This is a genomic window from Streptomyces sp. NPDC046870, assembly GCF_040704595.1.
Classification (GTDB): Bacteria; Actinomycetota; Actinomycetes; order Streptomycetales; family Streptomycetaceae; genus Streptomyces; species Streptomyces argyrophylli.
The window spans coordinates 117,907-134,774 of record NZ_JBEYXM010000008.1 but is presented as its reverse complement, the minus strand read 5'-3'; the positions used below and the strand labels follow the sequence as shown (position 1 = coordinate 134,774).

Annotated in this window: 16 protein-coding genes; 7 read left to right on the top strand and 9 right to left on the bottom strand. The window is 73.2% G+C overall.

Features of this window, described 5'->3' with window-relative positions:
* Positions 1-15: 15 nt before the first annotated feature.
* Together AB0946_RS19805 and AB0946_RS19800 are read right to left on the bottom strand one after the other, a co-directional pair.
* Positions 16-492, bottom strand: a complete 477-nt coding sequence (locus AB0946_RS19805) for a roadblock/LC7 domain-containing protein (RefSeq protein WP_366761906.1) — start codon at positions 490-492, stop codon at positions 16-18.
* The gene (locus AB0946_RS19800; RefSeq protein WP_366761904.1) at positions 489-3,104 is read right to left on the bottom strand and encodes an ATP-binding protein; all 2,616 of its coding nucleotides are present in this window, start codon (positions 3,102-3,104) and stop codon (positions 489-491) included. Before AB0946_RS19800 ends, AB0946_RS19805 begins: the two co-directional genes overlap by 4 nt.
* 287 nt (positions 3,105-3,391) lie before the next feature.
* On the opposite strand from AB0946_RS19800, the gene AB0946_RS19795 reads away from it, so the two are divergent.
* Together AB0946_RS19795 and AB0946_RS19790 are read left to right on the top strand one after the other, a co-directional pair.
* Positions 3,392-4,354: an ABC transporter substrate-binding protein gene (locus AB0946_RS19795; protein ID WP_366761903.1), complete on the top strand. Its 963-nt coding sequence runs from the start codon at positions 3,392-3,394 to the stop codon at positions 4,352-4,354.
* Between the two features lie 74 nt (positions 4,355-4,428).
* On the top strand, positions 4,429-6,165 hold the full coding sequence (locus tag AB0946_RS19790; protein WP_366761901.1) for an aromatic amino acid lyase: 1,737 nt from the start codon (positions 4,429-4,431) through the stop codon (positions 6,163-6,165).
* A 136-nt stretch (positions 6,166-6,301) separates the two neighbouring features.
* Here the strand turns inward: AB0946_RS19790 and AB0946_RS19785 are convergent, their stop codons facing one another.
* A complete protein-coding gene (locus AB0946_RS19785) occupies positions 6,302-6,757 on the bottom strand; it encodes a TerB family tellurite resistance protein (protein ID WP_366761899.1) in 456 nt (151 codons plus the stop codon).
* A gap of 205 nt (positions 6,758-6,962) precedes the next feature.
* Here AB0946_RS19785 and AB0946_RS19780 point away from each other — a divergent pair, with 205 nt between their 5' ends.
* Entirely contained in the window at positions 6,963-7,328 is a 366-nt protein-coding gene (locus AB0946_RS19780; RefSeq protein WP_366761898.1) for a metalloregulator ArsR/SmtB family transcription factor, read from the top strand.
* Positions 7,329-7,440: 112 nt separating this feature from the next.
* The gene (gene tatA / locus AB0946_RS19775; RefSeq protein WP_366761897.1) at positions 7,441-7,620 is read left to right on the top strand and encodes a Sec-independent protein translocase subunit TatA; all 180 of its coding nucleotides are present in this window, start codon (positions 7,441-7,443) and stop codon (positions 7,618-7,620) included.
* 38 nt (positions 7,621-7,658) lie between these two features.
* On the opposite strand, the gene AB0946_RS19770 is transcribed toward tatA, so the two are convergent.
* The 3 genes from AB0946_RS19770 to AB0946_RS19760 form a co-directional block, all read right to left on the bottom strand.
* Entirely contained in the window at positions 7,659-8,660 is a 1,002-nt protein-coding gene (locus AB0946_RS19770) for a sporulation protein (RefSeq protein ID WP_366761895.1), read from the bottom strand.
* A 328-nt stretch (positions 8,661-8,988) separates the two neighbouring features.
* Positions 8,989-9,438, bottom strand: a complete 450-nt coding sequence (locus tag AB0946_RS19765; RefSeq protein WP_366761894.1) for a DUF6114 domain-containing protein — start codon at positions 9,436-9,438, stop codon at positions 8,989-8,991.
* Between the two features lie 5 nt (positions 9,439-9,443).
* On the bottom strand, positions 9,444-10,139 hold the full coding sequence (locus tag AB0946_RS19760) for a DUF6230 family protein (protein ID WP_366761893.1): 696 nt from the start codon (positions 10,137-10,139) through the stop codon (positions 9,444-9,446).
* Positions 10,140-10,782: 643 nt separating this feature from the next.
* Between AB0946_RS19760 and AB0946_RS19755 the strand changes: the two genes are divergently transcribed.
* Entirely contained in the window at positions 10,783-11,433 is a 651-nt protein-coding gene (locus AB0946_RS19755; RefSeq protein WP_366761892.1) for a Tat pathway signal sequence domain protein, read from the top strand.
* Positions 11,434-11,451: 18 nt separating this feature from the next.
* Here the strand turns inward: AB0946_RS19755 and AB0946_RS19750 are convergent, their stop codons facing one another.
* On the bottom strand, positions 11,452-12,426 hold the full coding sequence (locus AB0946_RS19750; protein WP_366761890.1) for a lytic polysaccharide monooxygenase: 975 nt from the start codon (positions 12,424-12,426) through the stop codon (positions 11,452-11,454).
* 429 nt (positions 12,427-12,855) lie between these two features.
* Between AB0946_RS19750 and AB0946_RS19745 the strand changes: the two genes are divergently transcribed.
* Both AB0946_RS19745 and AB0946_RS19740 read left to right on the top strand, forming a co-directional pair.
* Complete coding sequence (locus AB0946_RS19745; RefSeq protein ID WP_366761889.1) at positions 12,856-13,503, top strand: ScbR family autoregulator-binding transcription factor; 648 nt, start codon at positions 12,856-12,858, stop codon at positions 13,501-13,503.
* Positions 13,504-13,525: 22 nt separating this feature from the next.
* On the top strand, positions 13,526-14,746 hold the full coding sequence (locus AB0946_RS19740; RefSeq protein ID WP_366761888.1) for a damage-control phosphatase ARMT1 family protein: 1,221 nt from the start codon (positions 13,526-13,528) through the stop codon (positions 14,744-14,746).
* Here AB0946_RS19740 and AB0946_RS19735 read toward each other — a convergent pair.
* Entirely contained in the window at positions 14,723-15,988 is a 1,266-nt protein-coding gene (locus AB0946_RS19735; RefSeq protein WP_366761887.1) for a cytochrome P450, read from the bottom strand. The genes AB0946_RS19740 and AB0946_RS19735 overlap by 24 nt on opposite strands.
* Complete coding sequence (locus AB0946_RS19730; RefSeq protein WP_366761886.1) at positions 15,985-16,785, bottom strand: alpha/beta hydrolase; 801 nt, start codon at positions 16,783-16,785, stop codon at positions 15,985-15,987. The genes AB0946_RS19735 and AB0946_RS19730 overlap by 4 nt, the downstream gene beginning before the upstream one ends.
* Positions 16,786-16,868 lie beyond the last annotated feature (83 nt).

The window sequence follows — 16,868 nt, the reverse complement described above, 5'->3', positions numbered from 1 at the left end:
GAAACCTTCTCCTCCTCAGCGGGCCGCCGCCGTGCCCACGCTGTTCTTCAGCTCCAGCACGAGCTGCGGGCTCAGCGCGGCACCGGCGCGGTTGGCGAACAGCGTCATCTCGTAGGCGATGTTGCCGAGTTTCGCCTCCTTGTCGGTGACGACGCCGAGCACGGCCCCGCTGCCGATCGCGGAGACGATGACGTGACCGCCCTCCAGATCGATGATGACCTTGTTCAGTCCGCCGAGGCCGTAGTTGCCGGAGGCGCCCGCGGCCAGGCTGGTGATGCCGGACACGATCGCCGCGAGCCGCTCGGAGTCGGCGTGCTCGCGCAGCTGTGACACCGCGATCAGCAGGCCGTCGGAGGACACGGCGATGGCGTCGACGACGCCGGCGGTCTCGGTCGCGAAGCGGTTCAGCAGCCAGGTGAAGTCGGCCGCGGCTGCCTGCAGGTCGGTCGGCGTGGTGCCGCCCGTCGGGCTGTCACCTGTCGACGTGCTCACTGCTCGGCTCCTTCCGGAAGGTGGTTCGGGTCGTGCGGCGGGGTGGTCGGGGCTGTGGGGGCGGGGGGCGGTGGGGGTCCGGCGGCCGGGGTGCCGTCCGGGCGCGGGGGCTGTGCGGGGGCCGGGGTGGTGTCCGGGCGGGGCTGGTGCGGTGCCGTCGTCGCGCCGTCCCGGCGTGTCACCGTGGCCGTGCCGCTCTGCCGAGGAGCCGCGTCGGTGCTCACCGGGCGGGCGAAGCTGACCGTGTCGCTGTCCCGTCGGGCGCGTTCCACGGCGTCCTCGAACTCCTCCAGCGCGTCGCGGACGGCCTCGGCGTCCAGCGGTCGTACGGTCTCCGGCACCGTCGGCGCGGCGCCGGCGGTGGTGTGCAGCGTGGCTCCGCGCACCCGGCGGCGCAACGGGCGCGCGCCGTGTTCGGCCGTCCCGGGCCTTTCCTCCCCCGAAGGGGCCGGCGCGTCGGCGCCGCGCGGTGCGTGGCGGGGGATCCGGCGGGGGAGCGTGCCGCCGTGTTCCGCGCGGGCGGGCTCGTCCGGGGCGGTGCCGCCGGCCGGTGCCTTCTCGTGGGCGGTGTCCGGCGCCAGCGCGCCGCGCGCGGGTACCGGGCCGGACACCGCGGCCACCGGCGCGGGCGCCGCGGCCGGCGCGGCCTCCGTCCCCGGGGCGAGCAGCAGCGAGGCCGGCAGCGTCACCTCGGCCGTCACACCGCCGCCCGGCGTGCGGGTCAGTTCGACCGCGATCTCCCAGCGGCGGGCCAGCGCGCCCACCACGAACAGGCCCAGCACCTTGGTCGGCACCAGGTCCAGCCGTTCGCGGCGGATCAGCCGGGCGTTCTCCTCGGCGAGCCGCTCGGCGCTCATGCCGAGGCCGTGGTCGGTGATCACCACGTGCGTGCCCTCGGCGCCGGAGCGGACGGTGACCTCGACGGGGCTGCCCTCGGGCGAGAACGACACCGCGTTCTCCAGGAGTTCGGCCACCATCAGCGTGAGGTCACCGATGACGTCCGGCTCGACCAGGGCGTCCGACGCGGCGTACAGCCGTACCCGCTGGTAGCCCTCGATCTGCCCGAGCGCGGCCCGTACGACGGTGGACAGTGCGGTGGGGCCCGCGTCCAGCACCGTCTCGCGGATGCCGGCCAGCAGCATCAGGCTGTCGGCGTTGCGGCGCAGCCGTACGGCGATGTGGTCGATGGAGTACAGCCGTTCCAGCAGCGCCGGGTCGGTCTCCCCCCGCTCCACCGCGTCGATCAGGGCGAGTTGCCGGGTGGTCAGGTTGCTGACCCGGCGGCCCACGTTGCCGAACATCTCCGCGGTGTTGCGCCGGCTGAGCACCTGGCGTTCCAGCAGCGCGGCGGCGGTGGTCTGCACCCGGTTGAACGCCTCCGCGAGGTCGCCGATCTCGTCGCGGGCCGTGACCGGCATGTCCCGCAGCCGGGGCGGTCCGTCGTCCTCGGCGTCGTCGTCGGCCACCCGGGCCAGTTCCCGCCCGGCGACCTCGGCGACCTCCCGCGCGGCCCCGGTGAGCGCCTGCACGGGCCGGACCACCGAGCGGCGCACCAGGACCGCGAAGGCGATCCACAGCGCGAAGGCGATCAGCGCGCCGCTCAGCAGCAGGCCGGCCCGCCACCGGGCGCCGTCGGCGGCGCCGTCGGCCCGGTCGGCGATCTGGCCGATCAGCGCGGTGGTGATCTTCAGCCGGGCGGTGGCCTGTTCGGGGTAGGCGGGGTAGTCGGTCAGCGCGTCCTGCACCGCCCGCCGCAGCAGCCCCTTGTCGGTCGTCTCCAGCCGGCCGACGCCGACCTGGAGTTCGGCGTACGCCTCGGTGATCTCTCGTTCCGCCCGCGTGTGCTCGATGCCGGAGAACCGCTCGGCCTGCGCCTCGGTGGCGAACCGGGCGAAGCGCTCGGCCTGGTGGGTGTACAGCTCGTAGGCGCCGACCGCGCTGGTGAACTCGATCTGCGCGTTGGTGTCACCGGTGGTGGCGGCGAACACGTTGGTCTCGAAGGCGCCGTGGGCGGCGTCCGCGCGCAGCAGGGAGTCCAGCAGGCTGCCGGTGAAGGTCTCGGCGAGGTCGGCGTCGCGGTCCAGGCCGAGGCCGTCGATCAGGCTCTGGGCGGCGCCCGCGTAGGCCGGGTCGATGTTGTCGGCGGGCAGGTACGACTGCTCCACCGAGGTGCGCAGGCTGGTGAGGCCCTCGACCCCGCGCAGCGCCTGCGCCTCGCCCTCCGGCAGCCGGTCCCCGAACGCCTCGCGCACCTTCGCCACCTGGGAGTCGACCGCGTGCTGCGCCGCACGGTAGGCGGACGTCGACGGCTTCGCGTCCCCGGACTCGTAGCGCGTGGAGAGCAGGATGGCCTGCTGGTGCTCGGCCTCGACCCGGTCCACCAGCCGCGCCACCTGGGCGCTGTCGCGCACCAGCCGGGCCGCCGAGGCGGCGCTCGACGACTGCCGCACCAGGTCGGTGAAGAGGTACGCCAGCAGGACCGCGATGACCGCGAGGGGGATGCCGACGAGCAGATTGAGCTTGCGCCGGAAGGGCCAGCGGTCGGCGAATCCCCGTGCTCCGCCCCGGGTGGGGGCGTGCCGGGCGGGCGCGTCCACCTGGTTCGTGGACACCGGGCCTCCTTCATGGGTGTCTCGTCCGGGGGAGCCGTCACTCCCGGACCTGAGGGCTGTCGCCCCCGGAACGCCTGCGTCACGACACCGAAGCGGGCCCCGCGCACCGCTGTGGTCGATACCAACTCGGGTGAGACTACAGGCCTCTTGAGGTGTCGATCAGCTCACCTTTCATCAAGAATCCGTTACAAAGAGAATGCTCTGTGTGCACGGGTGACCGCAGATCGAGGCCAATCGGTGATCTGATGCCCTTGACTGACCGAGAACTGGCTGGATTGGATCAGTGGGTGACTTCCACGACCCACATCAGCAGGTCCATCCGGAGGAACCGAGGCGCGGCGGCGGTCGCTCTCGCGGCGGCTACGGCTCTGCTGGCGGGCTGTTCCTCCAACGACGGCAAGTCCGACAACCCCCTGTCGGACAACAGCAAGGCCAGCGGCGACACCGTTGTCGTCGGATCCAACAACTTCCCCGAGAGCACCCTGCTCGCCGACATCTACGGCGAAGCACTCAAGGCCAAGGGGATCAAGGTCACGTACAAGCCGAACATCGGCAGCCGCGAGACGACCTACGGGCTGATCAAGAACGGCTCCATCTCGGTCCTGCCCGAGTACAACGGGGCGCTGCTGGCCTACCTCGACCCGAAGGCCGCCCCGAAGACCCTCGCCGAGACCACGGACGCCATCAGCGCCAAGCTGGACTCCAAGCTCACGCTGCTCGACCCGGCGCCGGCGCAGGACAAGGACTCGATCACGGTCAACGCGGCCACCGCGAAGAAGTACCAGCTCACCGAGAAGTCCTCCATCGCCGACCTGAAGGACGTCGCCAAGGACCTGGTCATCGGCGCCTCGCCGGAGTTCCAGACCCGGCAGCAGGGCCTGGTGGGCCTGAAGTCCGTCTACGGCCTGGAGTTCAAGTCCTTCAAGGCGCTGGACGCGGGCGGCCCGCTCACGCTGGCGGCGCTGAAGAAGGACGCCGTGCAGGCGGCGGACATCTTCACCACGGACCCGAACATCTCCAAGGAGAAGTTCGTCGTCCTCCAGGACCCGAAGAACCTGTTCGGCTTCGAGAACGTCCAGCCGCTCGCCTACAAGGGCGCGCTGTCCAAGGAGGGCGTCGCCGCGCTCAACGCCGTCTCCGCCAAGCTCGACACCGCGACCCTGCTGGACCTGGACACCCAGGTGCAGGCCCAGAACAAGGACCCGCTGGACGTCGCCAAGGCGTGGCTGAAGTCGGCGGGCCTCGGCTGAGTCCGGCGGGGCTCGGCTGACCGGACCACAACCACCGGAACGACCAGAACGACCAGGAATCGTCAGGAACCACCGTGGACGTGCCCACGCGGGTGCCCCCGCAGCCAGGGGACACCCGCGTCCCGCTCGACGGCGGCGGCCTAGCCCTCCCCGCCCTGATCCGGCTGGCGGACGGTGCGGCCGTACCCGCCGTCGACCCCGGCGCCCTGGAGCGGCTCCGCCGCGCCCGCGAGACGGCCGACCGGCTCGCCGCCACGGGCCGCTGGTACGGCCGTGGCACCGGCGTCGGCGCGCACCGCTCGGTCGCCGTCGACCCGGCCGAGGAGACCGCTCACGGCCTGCGTCTGCTGCGCAGTCACGCGGGCGGGGCCGGTCCGCTGCTGCCGGCCCGCACGGTTCGCGCGATGCTCGCGATCCGCGCCAACCAGCTCCTGGCCGGCGGCTCCGGCATCCACCCGTCCTTCGTCACCGCCCTCACCGACGCCCTGCGCCTCGGCGTGCACCCGGCGGTCAACGAGTACGGCGGCGTGGGCACCGGCGACCTGACGGCCCTGGCCCAGACGGGCCTGACCCTCCTCGGCGAACGCCCGTGGCTGACACCCGAGGACGCGCCGGGCGCACCGGCGGCGATGCCGGCCGGGGGTCCGCTCGGTGAGGAACGGCCACCCGCCGGCGCCGGGGTCCTCGGGGCCGTCGGCGTGGGTGCCGTGGATGCCGGTGCGGAGCGAGCGGCCCTGGCAACGGCGGACCTGACCGGGACGGCCGACGGTGCGCACGTCGGCGAGGCCCGCCCCGGGGGCGTCGGTGCGGGCGCCGGCGACGGGGACCGGGCCGCCGGCGGGCTGCCCGCTCCGGTCACGCTGCGGGCCGGGGACGCCCTGGCGCTGCTCAGCAGCAACGCGCTCGCCCTCGCCCAGGCCGCCCTCGCCGGGCACGGCACCGAACTGCTGCTGCGGGCCACGCACGTGGTCGCGGCGCTGTCCCTCGCCGCCGTGTCGGGCTCGCCGGAGGCGTACGCGGCGCCGGTGCACGCCCTGCGGCCCTACCCCGGCCCGGCCCGTGCCGCCGCCGAGGTACGGCGTCTGCTCGGCCTGCCCGACGACCCGGCGACGGGGGGCGTGGGGAACGGGCCCCCGGCAGCGGACCGGCGGATCCAGGACCCGTACGGATTCCGCGCGTTCCCGCAGGTGCACGGCGCCGCCCTCGACGCCTCGGCCGCGCTGCGCCGGATCGTCGAGACCGAGATCAACTGTCCCTCGGAGAACCCCGTCCTCACCCCCGAGGGCCACCTCTACCACCACGGCGGCTTCTTCGCCGCTCCCCTCGCGCTGGCGCTGGACGGCCTGAACCTCGCCCTGCTGAAGACCGCGCAGCTCTCCGCCGCCCGGCTCTCCGCGCTGAGCCGCCCCGACCTCACCGGCCTGCCCGCCTTCCTCGCCACCGGCCCGGCCGGCAGCTCCGGCACGATGATCCTGGAGTACACCGCCAACTCGGCGCTCGCCGAGCTGCGTGCCGCCGCCGCCGCGCCGGCCTCGGCCGGGCACGCCGTCCTCTCCCACGGTCTGGAGGAGGCCGCCGGCTTCGCCGGGCAGGCGGCCCGCCAGACGGAACGGGCCCGCGCCGCCTACGCCACCGTCCTCGCCTGCGAACTGGTGTCCGCCGTCAGGGCCCTGCGTCTCCATCCGGAACCGCCGGCTCTCCCCGCCCTCACGCTCGCCGCCGCCGTGCTCCCCACGGGTCTGGAGGACCGCCCACTGACCGGGGACGTCGAGACGGCGACCGAACTGCTGCCCCGCCTCGCGCAGCTGTGAGCGCGGGACCGGAACGTCAGCGGCAGGCACCGGAGGGGCCGGCTACCGGAGGGGTGGGCTCCGTTCGGCATGGGCGTGGACGGGGGCACGTCCGAGCTCGTCGCACGTGCCCCCGTCCACGCGCCATACCCAGGGCTCAGAGGTCGAACTCGTGCGGCGGCAGGTCCAGCGCGTAGCACGCCTCGCGCACCACGGCCTGCTCGTCCTTGTCGAAGTCGCCGTCCGCGCCACCGATGACGATGCCGATCTGGATGACGGCCCGCGCCTCGGCGGGCTTCTTCTTCGCCTTGGCGATCTCCTGCAGCACGCTCACCTTGCCGAAGGCGAAGTCCGCCGTCAGCTTGTTCAGGTTCTCCTCGAAGCGCCGGCGGAGGTCGTCCGCCGGGAAGTTCTGCAACACCTCGTTGCCGGCGATGAGCTGAGCGACCCGCTGCCGCTCCGACGGATCCACCGTGCCGTCGGCGGCGGCCACCAGCGCGCACATCGCCATGCTCGCATCGCGGAACGCGCCGCTCTTCAGGTCGTTCTTCTTCGCCACCAACTGCGTCTGCATCTGCGACGCCGAGTCCTTGATGCGGTCCCACAGGGCCATGCGTACTCCTCGATATCGTCCGCCGGCTGCTTCCGGCAGCCCGACGGTAACTTCTACAGCAACGTAGAAACTAATGGGGCGGCCGGGAAGTTCCACGGATCTACACTGTGTGCGCGAACCCGGCGGACACAGCCGGAACACGGCAACGCACTCACGACGAACCCACGGCGAAGCCATGACGATCCCGCGGAGGAAGGCGACAGCGGTGACAGTGCCCGGCACCGGCCACCAGGACCCCTCCGCCGAGGTGCTCGCCGAGGCGGCCGCCGCCTTCGGACTGCTCGCCTCGCCCGCCCGGCTGCACATCGTGTGGGCGCTGACCCAGGGCGAGAGCGACGTGACCGGCCTCGCCGAGCGGGTCGGCGGTGCCCTGCCCGCCGTGAGCCAGCACCTGACCAAGCTCAGGCTCGCCGGCCTCGTCCGCTCCCGCCGCGAGGGCCGCCGCCAGGTGTACTTCGTCGACACCGCCGAACAGGCCGCCCTCGTCGACGTCGTCCACCGTGTCGTAGGCCGGCTCGCCGAGCGGGAGGCGCCCGCCGCCGCCCCGGCCCGCCGGCTCCACGGGCTCTGACCCCGGAACGGCGCCGTCCTCCAGCCGTCGTCCATCCGTCCTTCAGCCGTCTTCCAAGAGTCGCGACGCCTCGCCGCAGGGTGAGACAAGCGAGACAAAGAAGGGGGCCGTCATGCTCCGCAACGGACTTGAGCCCTGGCATCTGCTGATCGTCGCGGTCGTGTTCCCCCTGCTGTTCGGGTCCCGAAAGCTCCCCGACACCGCCCGTGCGCCGGGCAAGTCCGTGCGCATCCTCAAGAGCGAGGCCAAGGCGATGAAGCAGAAGGACGGCACGCGGGGCTCCGCCGGCTGAACACCCCCTCCGGCTGCTCCTCGCCCCTGCTCCTGTCCCTAGCCTTCGTCACCTTCGTCGCCTTCCTCCTCCTCTCCCTCGAAGAAGTCCCCGATCTCGTCGACGGCCTCCGCGGCCACCATGCCGCCCACGACACCCACGGCGAGGCCCGCGGCGCCCGCGGCCACGGCCGTGCCCCATCCCGGGCCGGAGTGGTGGGCGTCGGGGGAGTGGTGACCGGGCAGGTGCGCGCCGTCGTGACCGTACGTCGCGTGACTGTCGTAGGCGTCACGGTGCTCGGTCACCTGGCGGATCCACCCGTCCACCTCTCTGTGCCAGTCGAGGGTCGGCGCGTCCTCGTGGCGCACGGTGAAACGGGTCAGGGCGTCGTGCCCCGACGACCACAGTCCGCCGCGCTTGTCCGCCTCCAGGACCACCTCCACGCCCAGGGGGGAGGCGAGGAAGGTCAGCTCGATCTCGTTCACCGCGTGCGCGTACTGCGGGGCGGGCGTCAGCTCGATCTCCTGGTAGAACGGCAACTGCTGGCCCGTACCACCGATGCGGCCGTACTCCAGGTCCGCCGCGCGGAAGCCGAAGCCCAGTGCGCCGAGTGCCTCCAGGACGGCTTCCTGCACGGGCAGGGGGCGGACGGCGAGCGGGTCCAGGTCGCCCTTGTCCCGGGCGCCGGCCACCGCGACCTCGGTGCGCACGCCCAGCACGATGCCGAGCGGCTGCCCGCGCAGTTCGGTCACCGGGGTCTCCCAGGGGAGCGGGACGCTGAACGGCAGTTCACGTTCCTCCTGCTCACCGAGTCGGAAACCGCCGCCGACGGTGAACCGCTCGAAGGCGACCGTGCCCTCGCTCTCGCCTTCCGCGTGCTCCGCCTCCACACGGGCGATCAGCTCCAGGCCGATGTGTTCGACCTCCACGGCCGCCGCGCCGCCCCGCAGCAGCACCCGGCCCGTCAGGGTGCCGCCGGGCAGCGCCGCGCCGCCGTCCAGCACCGTGTCCACGGAGGGGCCGCCGACCCCGATCGCGCCCAGCAGCCTCTTGAACACCATGCCGTAGCTCCTTCGTTCATCGCGTCACGGACGGCACTCCACCACCGTCCGACTGCCCGATGAACTCCGGGCATGGGCAAAGAAGTTCCCAAGTCACCTGTTCGGGTGACCCCGGGCGGGTGATCCGGCCCGGGTCCGGCCGCCTCCGCTCCGAGAACCCGGGCAGGGGGACCGGCCGCGTCGACGGCCGGGCCGCGTCCGCCTCCGCCCTCTGCCACCGGCTCCCGGCGTGCCAAGGCCCCTGCGGCACCGAGGGGCGTGCGCGCCAAGGCCCCTGCGGCACGGAGGCGTCGGCGACGACAGGACGTGGGCACGCCCAGGCCCCCGCTCAGGCCGTGCCCGCCCCCTCCGACGTCAGGGCGTGGGCCTCGGCCCGTTCCCGCCTGCGCCGTTCGCGGCGGCTGACGCGTGGCTCCTGGTCCGGGAGCCAGCCGAAGGCGAGGCAGCTGCCGACGGCGCCGAGGAGCAGGCCGATGAAGAAACCGCCCAGGTTGGAGGTGAGCCAGCTGCCCAGGGAGAGCAGCATGCCGGTGATGGAGTAGAAGAGCCGCTGGGAGGGGTTGAAGAGGATCAGCAGGCCCAGCAGCACCATGAGGGTCGGCAGCAGATAGCCCGCCAGGCCCTGCATGCCGATGTGCAGGACGACCTTCAGCGAGGCCTTCTCGGTGAGCAGGATCTCGCCGCCGCCGAGGGCGAGCAGCAGCCCGCCCCAGAACGGCCGGCGGGCACGCCAGCCGCGGAAGGCGAGCCTCGGTCCCTGACGTGGACGGTCCGGCACGGCGATCAGCAACCCGAGTCGCTGAAGCGCAGCTTGAGACCCGGCAGCTTGAACACGCCAGCGGTCGTCGCGTAGTTGGTCTGCCGCAGATGGGCGATCCGCACGGTGTCGGCCTGCTGGCTGAAGACGCCGATCGGGCCCTTCACGCCCGCCTTGGTCAGCGTGCTGGCGTCGTTGCCGATCTCGATGTTGCCGAACGCCGCGTCACCCGACAGCTCGGTGGAGTCGGTGGTCAGGTCGGTGGCGCTGACCTTCTCGGCTCCGCCGCCCGCGGTGATCAGCAGGTTGGTGCCGCCCAGGTCGACGCTCTGGCACAGCTTGGTGAGGGTGGCGTGCTTGATCGCGGAGGTGACGACGAGCACCTGGCCGCCGGTGTCCCCGGCGTTGGGGCTGCCGTCCGCCATGTTGTCGAGCGCGCCGAACTGCTCGAATCCGGTGCCGTTGAGTTCCGTGGCGGTGACGGTGAACGGCATGCCGGAGATGGCGAACTGCACACCCAGCGCTCCCTGCGCGGTGAGGACCGCGAGGCCGGCGGCGACCAGGGTGGCGGGCACCGCCATAACGGCGGCCCGGCGGGCGCGGACCCGGCCGCGTCTGTCGCCGGCGGTGGTCCCGGCGGCGTTTTGGGCTTCGGGCGGTGTGTCGCTTCCCGGGATGTCGGGGGTGTTGCCGGCGGACGGGACGTCCGGGGACGAGGCCATGTCTGCTCCCATGGGCGCGGATCAGTGCGGGTTGGGCTTCAGTGGCGCGGTGTCCTGGCGCGGACAGCGGGTGCCGCGTACGCCTCCTCGCAACTCCCGGCGGGCGCAAGGGCTTTCTCATTACGCGGCAGTAGCCTCCGAGGAAGTTACCGCCGGTTACATCAAGGGTCAAGGGAGATGTGAAAATAGGGTGTCGGATGTGCGTGGACCGCAACCTGCCTGGGTCAACTGCCCGTCAACCACTTGACCCTGACGGTTGATCAGGTCTACAACTTCCCCTGTTTCCTCGGATTCGTGGCGCCGGATCCAGCAAGCGGCACCCGTCGCGTCAGGCGTGGCACCCACCGCGTCCCTCATGCGGCACCGGCCGCGTTCCCGGCCCTGTCACGGCAACCGCTCCACCTCGCAGCGCGGCTCCGGCACGGTCTCTCTCTCCTCCTTCTCTCCGTGCCGTGCCGCCCCTGTGCCCGGCCCGGCACGGAGGTCCTCCCCCGAGGCCTTCGGCCGGTGCCCGGTGTGCCGCCGTCGCGGGTCCGCCGCGTACGGAGAAGGCGTGACGGCCCCGCGCCGGCGGCATCCGCACCGATCTCCACCCCCCACCTCACCTCATCTGTCCCCCCACCTCAGGAAGAGAGGCACCCGCATGCGTACGCGCTCCCTCCTCGCCCTTGCCGGCACCGCCACGGCGCTCGCCCTCACGTGGGCCACCCCGGCCTCCGCGGCCGGCACGGTCCTCACCACCGGCAGCACCGGCGGCACCGCGGTCGCCGTCGGGGACACCCTCACCGCGCCGCTGGCCTCCGGCACCTCCGCCACCTTCTACTCCAGCGCGACCGGGACCAGCGGGATCAAGTGCACCGGCTCGCAGTTCACGGCCAAGGTCACCGGCAACCCGACCGCACCCGGCACGGCCACCGAGTCCGTCACCGGGCACACCTTCGACGGCAGCACCTGCACCAGCAACGTCACCGGTGTCCTCGGCGTCAACGGCATCACCATCAACAACCTGCCCTACTCGGCGACGGTCACCTCGAGCGGCACCCTCACCGTCTCGCCCGCCAGCGGCTCCGTCATCCAGGCCACCGTCCAGCTGCGCACCCTGCTGGGCAGCGTGACCTGCGTGTACCAGGCGCCCAGCCTGACCGGCAAGGCCGACAACGCCGACAGCAGCATCACCTTCACCAACCAGCAGTTCACCAAGACGTCCGGCTCGTCGCTCTGCTTCGCCAACGGCTACTTCACGGCGAAGTACGCACCCGTCACCGACGCGGGAGCCCGGGTCTACGTCAACTGACCGACCGGATCGTCCGCTTCAGCGCCGTCGTGGACGGCGCAGCCGCAGAGTGAGGGCGGCGCCCCCGGTGAGCACCAGCACCGCGGCGGCGCCGCCCGCCAGCAGTGGCGCCGAGGGGCCCGGTCCGCCGCTCGTGGTCTGCGCGACCGGGGCCCCGTCGCCGACGGCGGTCTCGGCCCCCTCCTCACCGTGGCCGGATCCCGCGGTCGAACCGGCCGCCGGTGACTTCGGCTCCGAGGAAGCAGGTGCGGCGGAAGGAGCCGCCGCGGCCGATGACGCCGGCGCGGCCGGTGAGTGCGCCGTCGGTGCGGGCCGGGTCGGCCCCGCCGTCCCGGCGGCTTTCCCGTGCTGCGGGAAGACCACGTCGGAGCACGCGTAGTACGTGTCCGGCGTGCTGCTGTTCTGCCAGATCGTGTACAGCACCTGGCGCCCCGTCCGGTCCGCCGGGAGCGTCGCGTTCACGCGGTACGCCCCGTCCCGCAGCGGCGGGTCCGTGACCTCGGCGAAGGGGCGCGCGGGCAGGTCGGACCAGGTCAGCGGCCGCGAGGGGTCGTACCCCTGTTTGGTCAGGTACAGCCTGAACGTGCCCGTGTGCGCGATGGTCGACGCGTAGGTCAGCGTCAGGCGGCCGCCGGGCGTCAGCCGCGTCGCCGGCCAGTCCCGCCGGGCCAGGTCCAGCCCCCGGTACGCCGGCAGGTTCCCGCTGCACAGTCGGCCGTCCGGGATCACCTGCCGGTCACGGCCCGCCACCCCCGCCACCCGCAGGTTGTCCCAGGCGGTGAAGGGGCCGCCGTTCGCCGCGATCGCCGCCCGGCAGGCCGGCGTCCGGGCGGCGTCCCCCTCGGGGGAGCAGGCGTAGACCCGGCTGACGGGGTCGGTGGGGGCTCCGTGCGCCTGGGCGGGCCCCGCCACCCACGGCAGGAGCAGGAGCGGTGCCGTCGCGGCGGCCGCCCTGACGCTCAGGCGGGCGGTCGTCCGGGTCGTCCGAGTCATCCGGGTGTCTCCTCGGCGGGCGCGGGAACGGGTCTGCGCGGTCCAGTACGGCCCCGCCGGCGACCGCGTTCAGCCGGTTCGGCGCACCGCGCGCGGGGGGCGCGAAGGCACCGACCGGTTCGGCTGTTTTGCGCCTGCTTCCACACCCCATTGAGGAGTCGGCCGTCCGCCTCGTATCGTGGCGATCATGGGACGGCACCCGTCGCCCTGCGGCTGCCGGACACCGGCCGGCGACGAAGGGGGAACCATGAGGTCTCGCCGGTCGAAGAGGTGCGGGGCGGCCGGCCGGCGTCGAGCGGGGCGATGACGCGTGGCGTACCGCGCGCGTGGTCCGCCGGACTGCCGCTGCCGCTAGGTGAGTTATCGTATGCAACGAGTCATAAACAAACCGCATGTCCTGTTCTTTTATGCGCGAGGAGGGGGTCCAGGATGCCAAGGCAGTTACGTGCCGAACAGACCCGGGCGACGATCATCACGGCCGCCGCCGATCTGATCGACCGGCACGGGTACGAGTCCACCAGCCTGAGCGACATCGTCGCACACGCGAAGGTCACCAAGGGCGCCCTGTACTTCCACTTCGCCGCCAAGGAGGACCTCGCCCACGCCATCCTGGAACTCCAGGCCAAGGCGGCGCGGCAGCTCGTGGCCGATGTCGAGAACCGCGGCTGCTCCTCGCTGGAGGGCCTGATGCGCACCACGTTCGGGATCGCCCGGCTCGCCGTGGAGGACCCCGTGCCGCGCGCCGGACTCCGCCTGGCCACCGCGGACATCGCCGTACGGCCGCCGCTGCGGCACCCGTTCACCGAGTGGCTCGACTTCGCCACCCGCAAGGTCACCGGAGCCGTCCGGGAAGCCGACGTGCACGGCGATCTCGACGTCGGCGTCGTCGCCCACTCCCTCGTCTGCTTCTTCATCGGCACCCGGGTCGCGGGCCGCTCGCTGGAACCGGTCGGACGGCTGCCGCGCAGGGTCGCCGAGATGTGGCACCTCATGATCCGCGGACTGGTCCCGGTGCACCGCCGCCCCCGCTACGTCAAGCTCGCCACGCAGCTGGAGCGGGAGATCCGCGCCGTCTGACACCCGCGATACGGTGACGGACATGCCCGACATCCCCTTCGCACCCGTGATCCTCGGCGACGAACCCGGTTCGTTCCCGCACAGCGTGCTGGCCGAACGGCACCCCGCGATCATCCGGCAGGTACGGGACGCCTTCCCGTACGGCCCCGCGCAGCACACAGCCCTGGACGAGCTGCTGAAGAGCTGCACCGAGGGGACCGTCGAACCGCTTCCCGCCGATGCCCCGGACCGGGACCGGTGGGACGACTGGGGCCTCGCCCAGTACGCCGGGCGGTCCTGGTACGACGTGCCCTGGCTGTGGGCCGAGAGCTACTTCTACCGCCGGCTGCTGGACGCCGTCGGCTGGTTCGGGCCGGGCCCCTGGCAGGGCATCGACCCCTTCCGCCCCTTCAAACGCGCCGAGCTCGACGCCCCGCAGACCGACGAGGAACTGGCCGCCCTGGACGGCCTGCGGGACCAGCCGCAGGACGAGCGGGCCCGCGCCCTGCTGCACGGCTCGCTGTGGGGCAACCGCGCCGACCTCGGCTTCCGGCTCTCCGCCGCGGCCGCACAGGCCGGGGAACCCGCCCCCGCGCTGGTCGCCGACGACAGCGAGACCCTGTGGTCGCTGCTGCCGCCCGCCGGAACCGGCACGCTCGTGCTCGTCGCGGACAACGCGGGCCGCGAACTGGTCCCCGATCTCCTGCTGATCGCGCATCTCCTCGCCGAGGGCCAAACCGCGCGGGCGGTGCTGCACGTCAAGCCGTACCCGTACTACGTCTCCGACGCCACCACCGCCGACGTCGTCGACGCGCTGCACCGGCTGCGCGCGGCCCACGGGACGGCCGCCGAGTACGGGCGCCTGCTCTGGTCGGCCATGGCCGACGGGCGGCTCACCGTGCGCGCCCACCCCTTCTCCTGCGCCCCGCTGCCGTACGCGGCGATGCCGGACGACCTGCGCGCCGAGTTCGCCGCGGCCACGCTGACCGTCGTCAAGGGCGACCTCAACTACCGCCGTCTGGTGGGCGACCGGCTCTGGCCGCCCACCACGCCCTTCCGGGAGGCGACCGCGTACTTCCCCGGCCCGGTCGCCGCCCTGCGCACCCTCAAGTCCGACGTGATCACCGGCCTGTCCGCGACGACCGAGGCCCGGCTGGTGGCGGCCGAGGGGCAGAGCTGGCGGACCAGTGGCACGCACGCGCTGATCCAGACCGACCCGAAGGGCGGCGGGAGGAACACGTCAGGTGAGGCGCAGCGGCAGTGACTTGAGGCCGTTGACGAAGTTCGACACCAGCCGTCCGGGCGGCCCGGCCAGGCGCGGCGGCCCGGGCAGGACGCGCAGCGCCTCCTCGTGCAGCAGCCGCAGTTGCAGCCGGGCGAAGTGAGCGCCCAGGCACACGTGCGGACCGTCCCCGAAGGAGACGTGCGGATTGGGGGAGCGGGTGAGATCGAGCCGGTCGGGGGCGTGGAACACGCGCTCGTCGCGGTTGGCCGAGGCGTGGAACACCACGACCTTGTCACCCGCCCGGATGACGCGCCCCGCCAGCTCGGTGTCCCGCACGGCCGTCCGGCGGAAGGTCAGCACGGGCGGATGCCAGCGCAGCAGCTCGTCGACGGCGGACGCCACGGCCACCTTCCCGGCGCGCAGCGGCTCGCAGGCCTCCGGGTGCTCCGCCAGCGCCAGCAGCCCGCCCGGGGCCGCAGCGCGCACGGTGTCGTTGCCCGCCACGGTGAGCAGGAAGAAGAACATCTCCAGCTCGGCTGCGGCGAGTTCGGCGTCATGGGCGAGCGTCGTCATGATGTCGTCCGCGGGATACCGCCTCTTGTACGCGGCCAGCTGTCCGGCGTAGGCGAACATGTCCGCCAGCATCGCCGGTGACCGCGGGTTCACCGGTCTGCCGTCCCCGTCCAGCACCGGCGGACCGGCCTCGTCCGGGTCCTGGTAGCCGATGACCCGCCGCGTCCAGCGCAGCAGCAGCCGCCGGTCGCCCTCCGGGACGCCCAGCAGGTCCGCCAGGTTCAGCAGGGCGTACTCGTCGGTGACGGCGGACACCAGGTCCACCGTGCCGTCCCCCGCCCGCGCCGCCTCCACGGCGCCCCCGAGGAGCGTGCGCGCCCGCTCCCGGGCGACCGCCGCGAACCGGTCCACGCGCCCCGGCGTGAAGGCGCGGCTCACCAGCCGCCGAAGCCGCCCGTGCCCCGGCGGGTCCTGGTTGAGCATCATCCGCCGGATGAACGGCAGGTCCTCCGGGTCCGGGTCACGGATCTGGGTCGCGCCGACGTACGACGAGTACGTCCCCGCGTCCTTCAGCACGCGCACGACGTCCGCGTGCCGGGTCACCGCCCAGAACCCGGGCCCGGCCGGCCAGCCCAGCACCTCCGTCTCCTCCTGCCAGGCCACCGGGTGGTGGTCGCGCAGCACGCGGTAGTCGTCGTGGGGCACCCCGGCGGCGTACCGGCGCGGATCGAAGACGTCCGGGACCGGCGGCGCGTCCCGCACGCTCACGCCCCCTCGCCCGCCCCGGTGCCGCCCGGGCCGTCGGCCCGCAGGAAGTCCTCGACGGCACGGACCAGGTCCAGCGGGGTCTCGTCCATCGCGTAGTGACCGGCGCCCGGCAGCAGGGTCAGCTCCGCGCGCGGGTACCAGGCCAGCCAGGTCTGCCGCATGACCTCCGGAGACAGCGCGGGGTCCAGTGCGCCGGCCACGGCCAGCGCCGGTACCTCGCTGCCCACGACGTCGGCGGTGAAGTCCTCGCCCGCCCACGAGTCCAGCCAGGCGCGGAACGCCTTCGGGTCGCTGCGCTCCAGCGAGCGGGCGACCATCCGGTCCAGCCAGGCGGCGGGCCGCCGGCCCCCGGTGGTGAGGTCGATGATCGCGCGCCGGTTCTCCGCCCGGTGCGCCGCGTCCCTGAACAGCGCCGCCTGCTCCCCGGCCAGCGGCATTCCGGACGCGGGCACGGGGGAGACCCCGGCGATCCGGCGCAGCCGGTGCGGGGCGACGGCGAGCAGCCGCTGCGCCACCGCCCCGCCCATCGAGTGGCCGACCACCGAGAACCGCTCCCAGCCGAGCCGGTCCGCCAGCTCCACCAGGTCCACGGCCGCCTCGGCCGTCGTGTACGAGCCCGTCGCGTCCCGGGCCTCGCCGTAACCCCGCAGGTCCACCAGCGCGTAGCTGAAGGACCTGCGGTCCAGGTCCGGCAGGACGGCCGCGTAGGCGGCCCGGTCGGCGAACCAGCCGTGCACGGCGAACACCTTGTGGGCGCCGTCGCCGTGCACCTCATGGGGCAGCACGAAGGAGGTCATGCGCCTACCGTGGCCCGCGCGCGCGGACACGGCAAGGGACCCAACGCCACAACCGCTCACCGGAGTTCCAGGTATCCCGAGTG

Bases quoted from the DNA above. Each gene is read 5' to 3' on its own strand.
- AB0946_RS19785 (WP_366761899.1), bottom strand. From the start codon at position 6,757: ATGGCCCTGTGGGACCGCATCAAGGACTCGGCGTCGCAGATGCAGACG.
- tatA (WP_366761897.1), top strand. From the start codon at position 7,441: ATGCTCCGCAACGGACTTGAGCCCTGGCATCTGCTGATCGTCGCGGTC.
- AB0946_RS19770 (WP_366761895.1), bottom strand. From the start codon at position 8,660: ATGGTGTTCAAGAGGCTGCTGGGCGCGATCGGGGTCGGCGGCCCCTCC.
- AB0946_RS19760 (WP_366761893.1), bottom strand. From the start codon at position 10,139: ATGGCCTCGTCCCCGGACGTCCCGTCCGCCGGCAACACCCCCGACATC.
- AB0946_RS19755 (WP_366761892.1), top strand. From the start codon at position 10,783: ATGCGTACGCGCTCCCTCCTCGCCCTTGCCGGCACCGCCACGGCGCTC.
- AB0946_RS19750 (WP_366761890.1), bottom strand. From the start codon at position 12,426: ATGACTCGGACGACCCGGACGACCGCCCGCCTGAGCGTCAGGGCGGCC.
- AB0946_RS19745 (WP_366761889.1), top strand. From the start codon at position 12,856: ATGCCAAGGCAGTTACGTGCCGAACAGACCCGGGCGACGATCATCACG.
- AB0946_RS19740 (WP_366761888.1), top strand. From the start codon at position 13,526: ATGCCCGACATCCCCTTCGCACCCGTGATCCTCGGCGACGAACCCGGT.
- AB0946_RS19730 (WP_366761886.1), bottom strand. From the start codon at position 16,785: ATGACCTCCTTCGTGCTGCCCCATGAGGTGCACGGCGACGGCGCCCAC.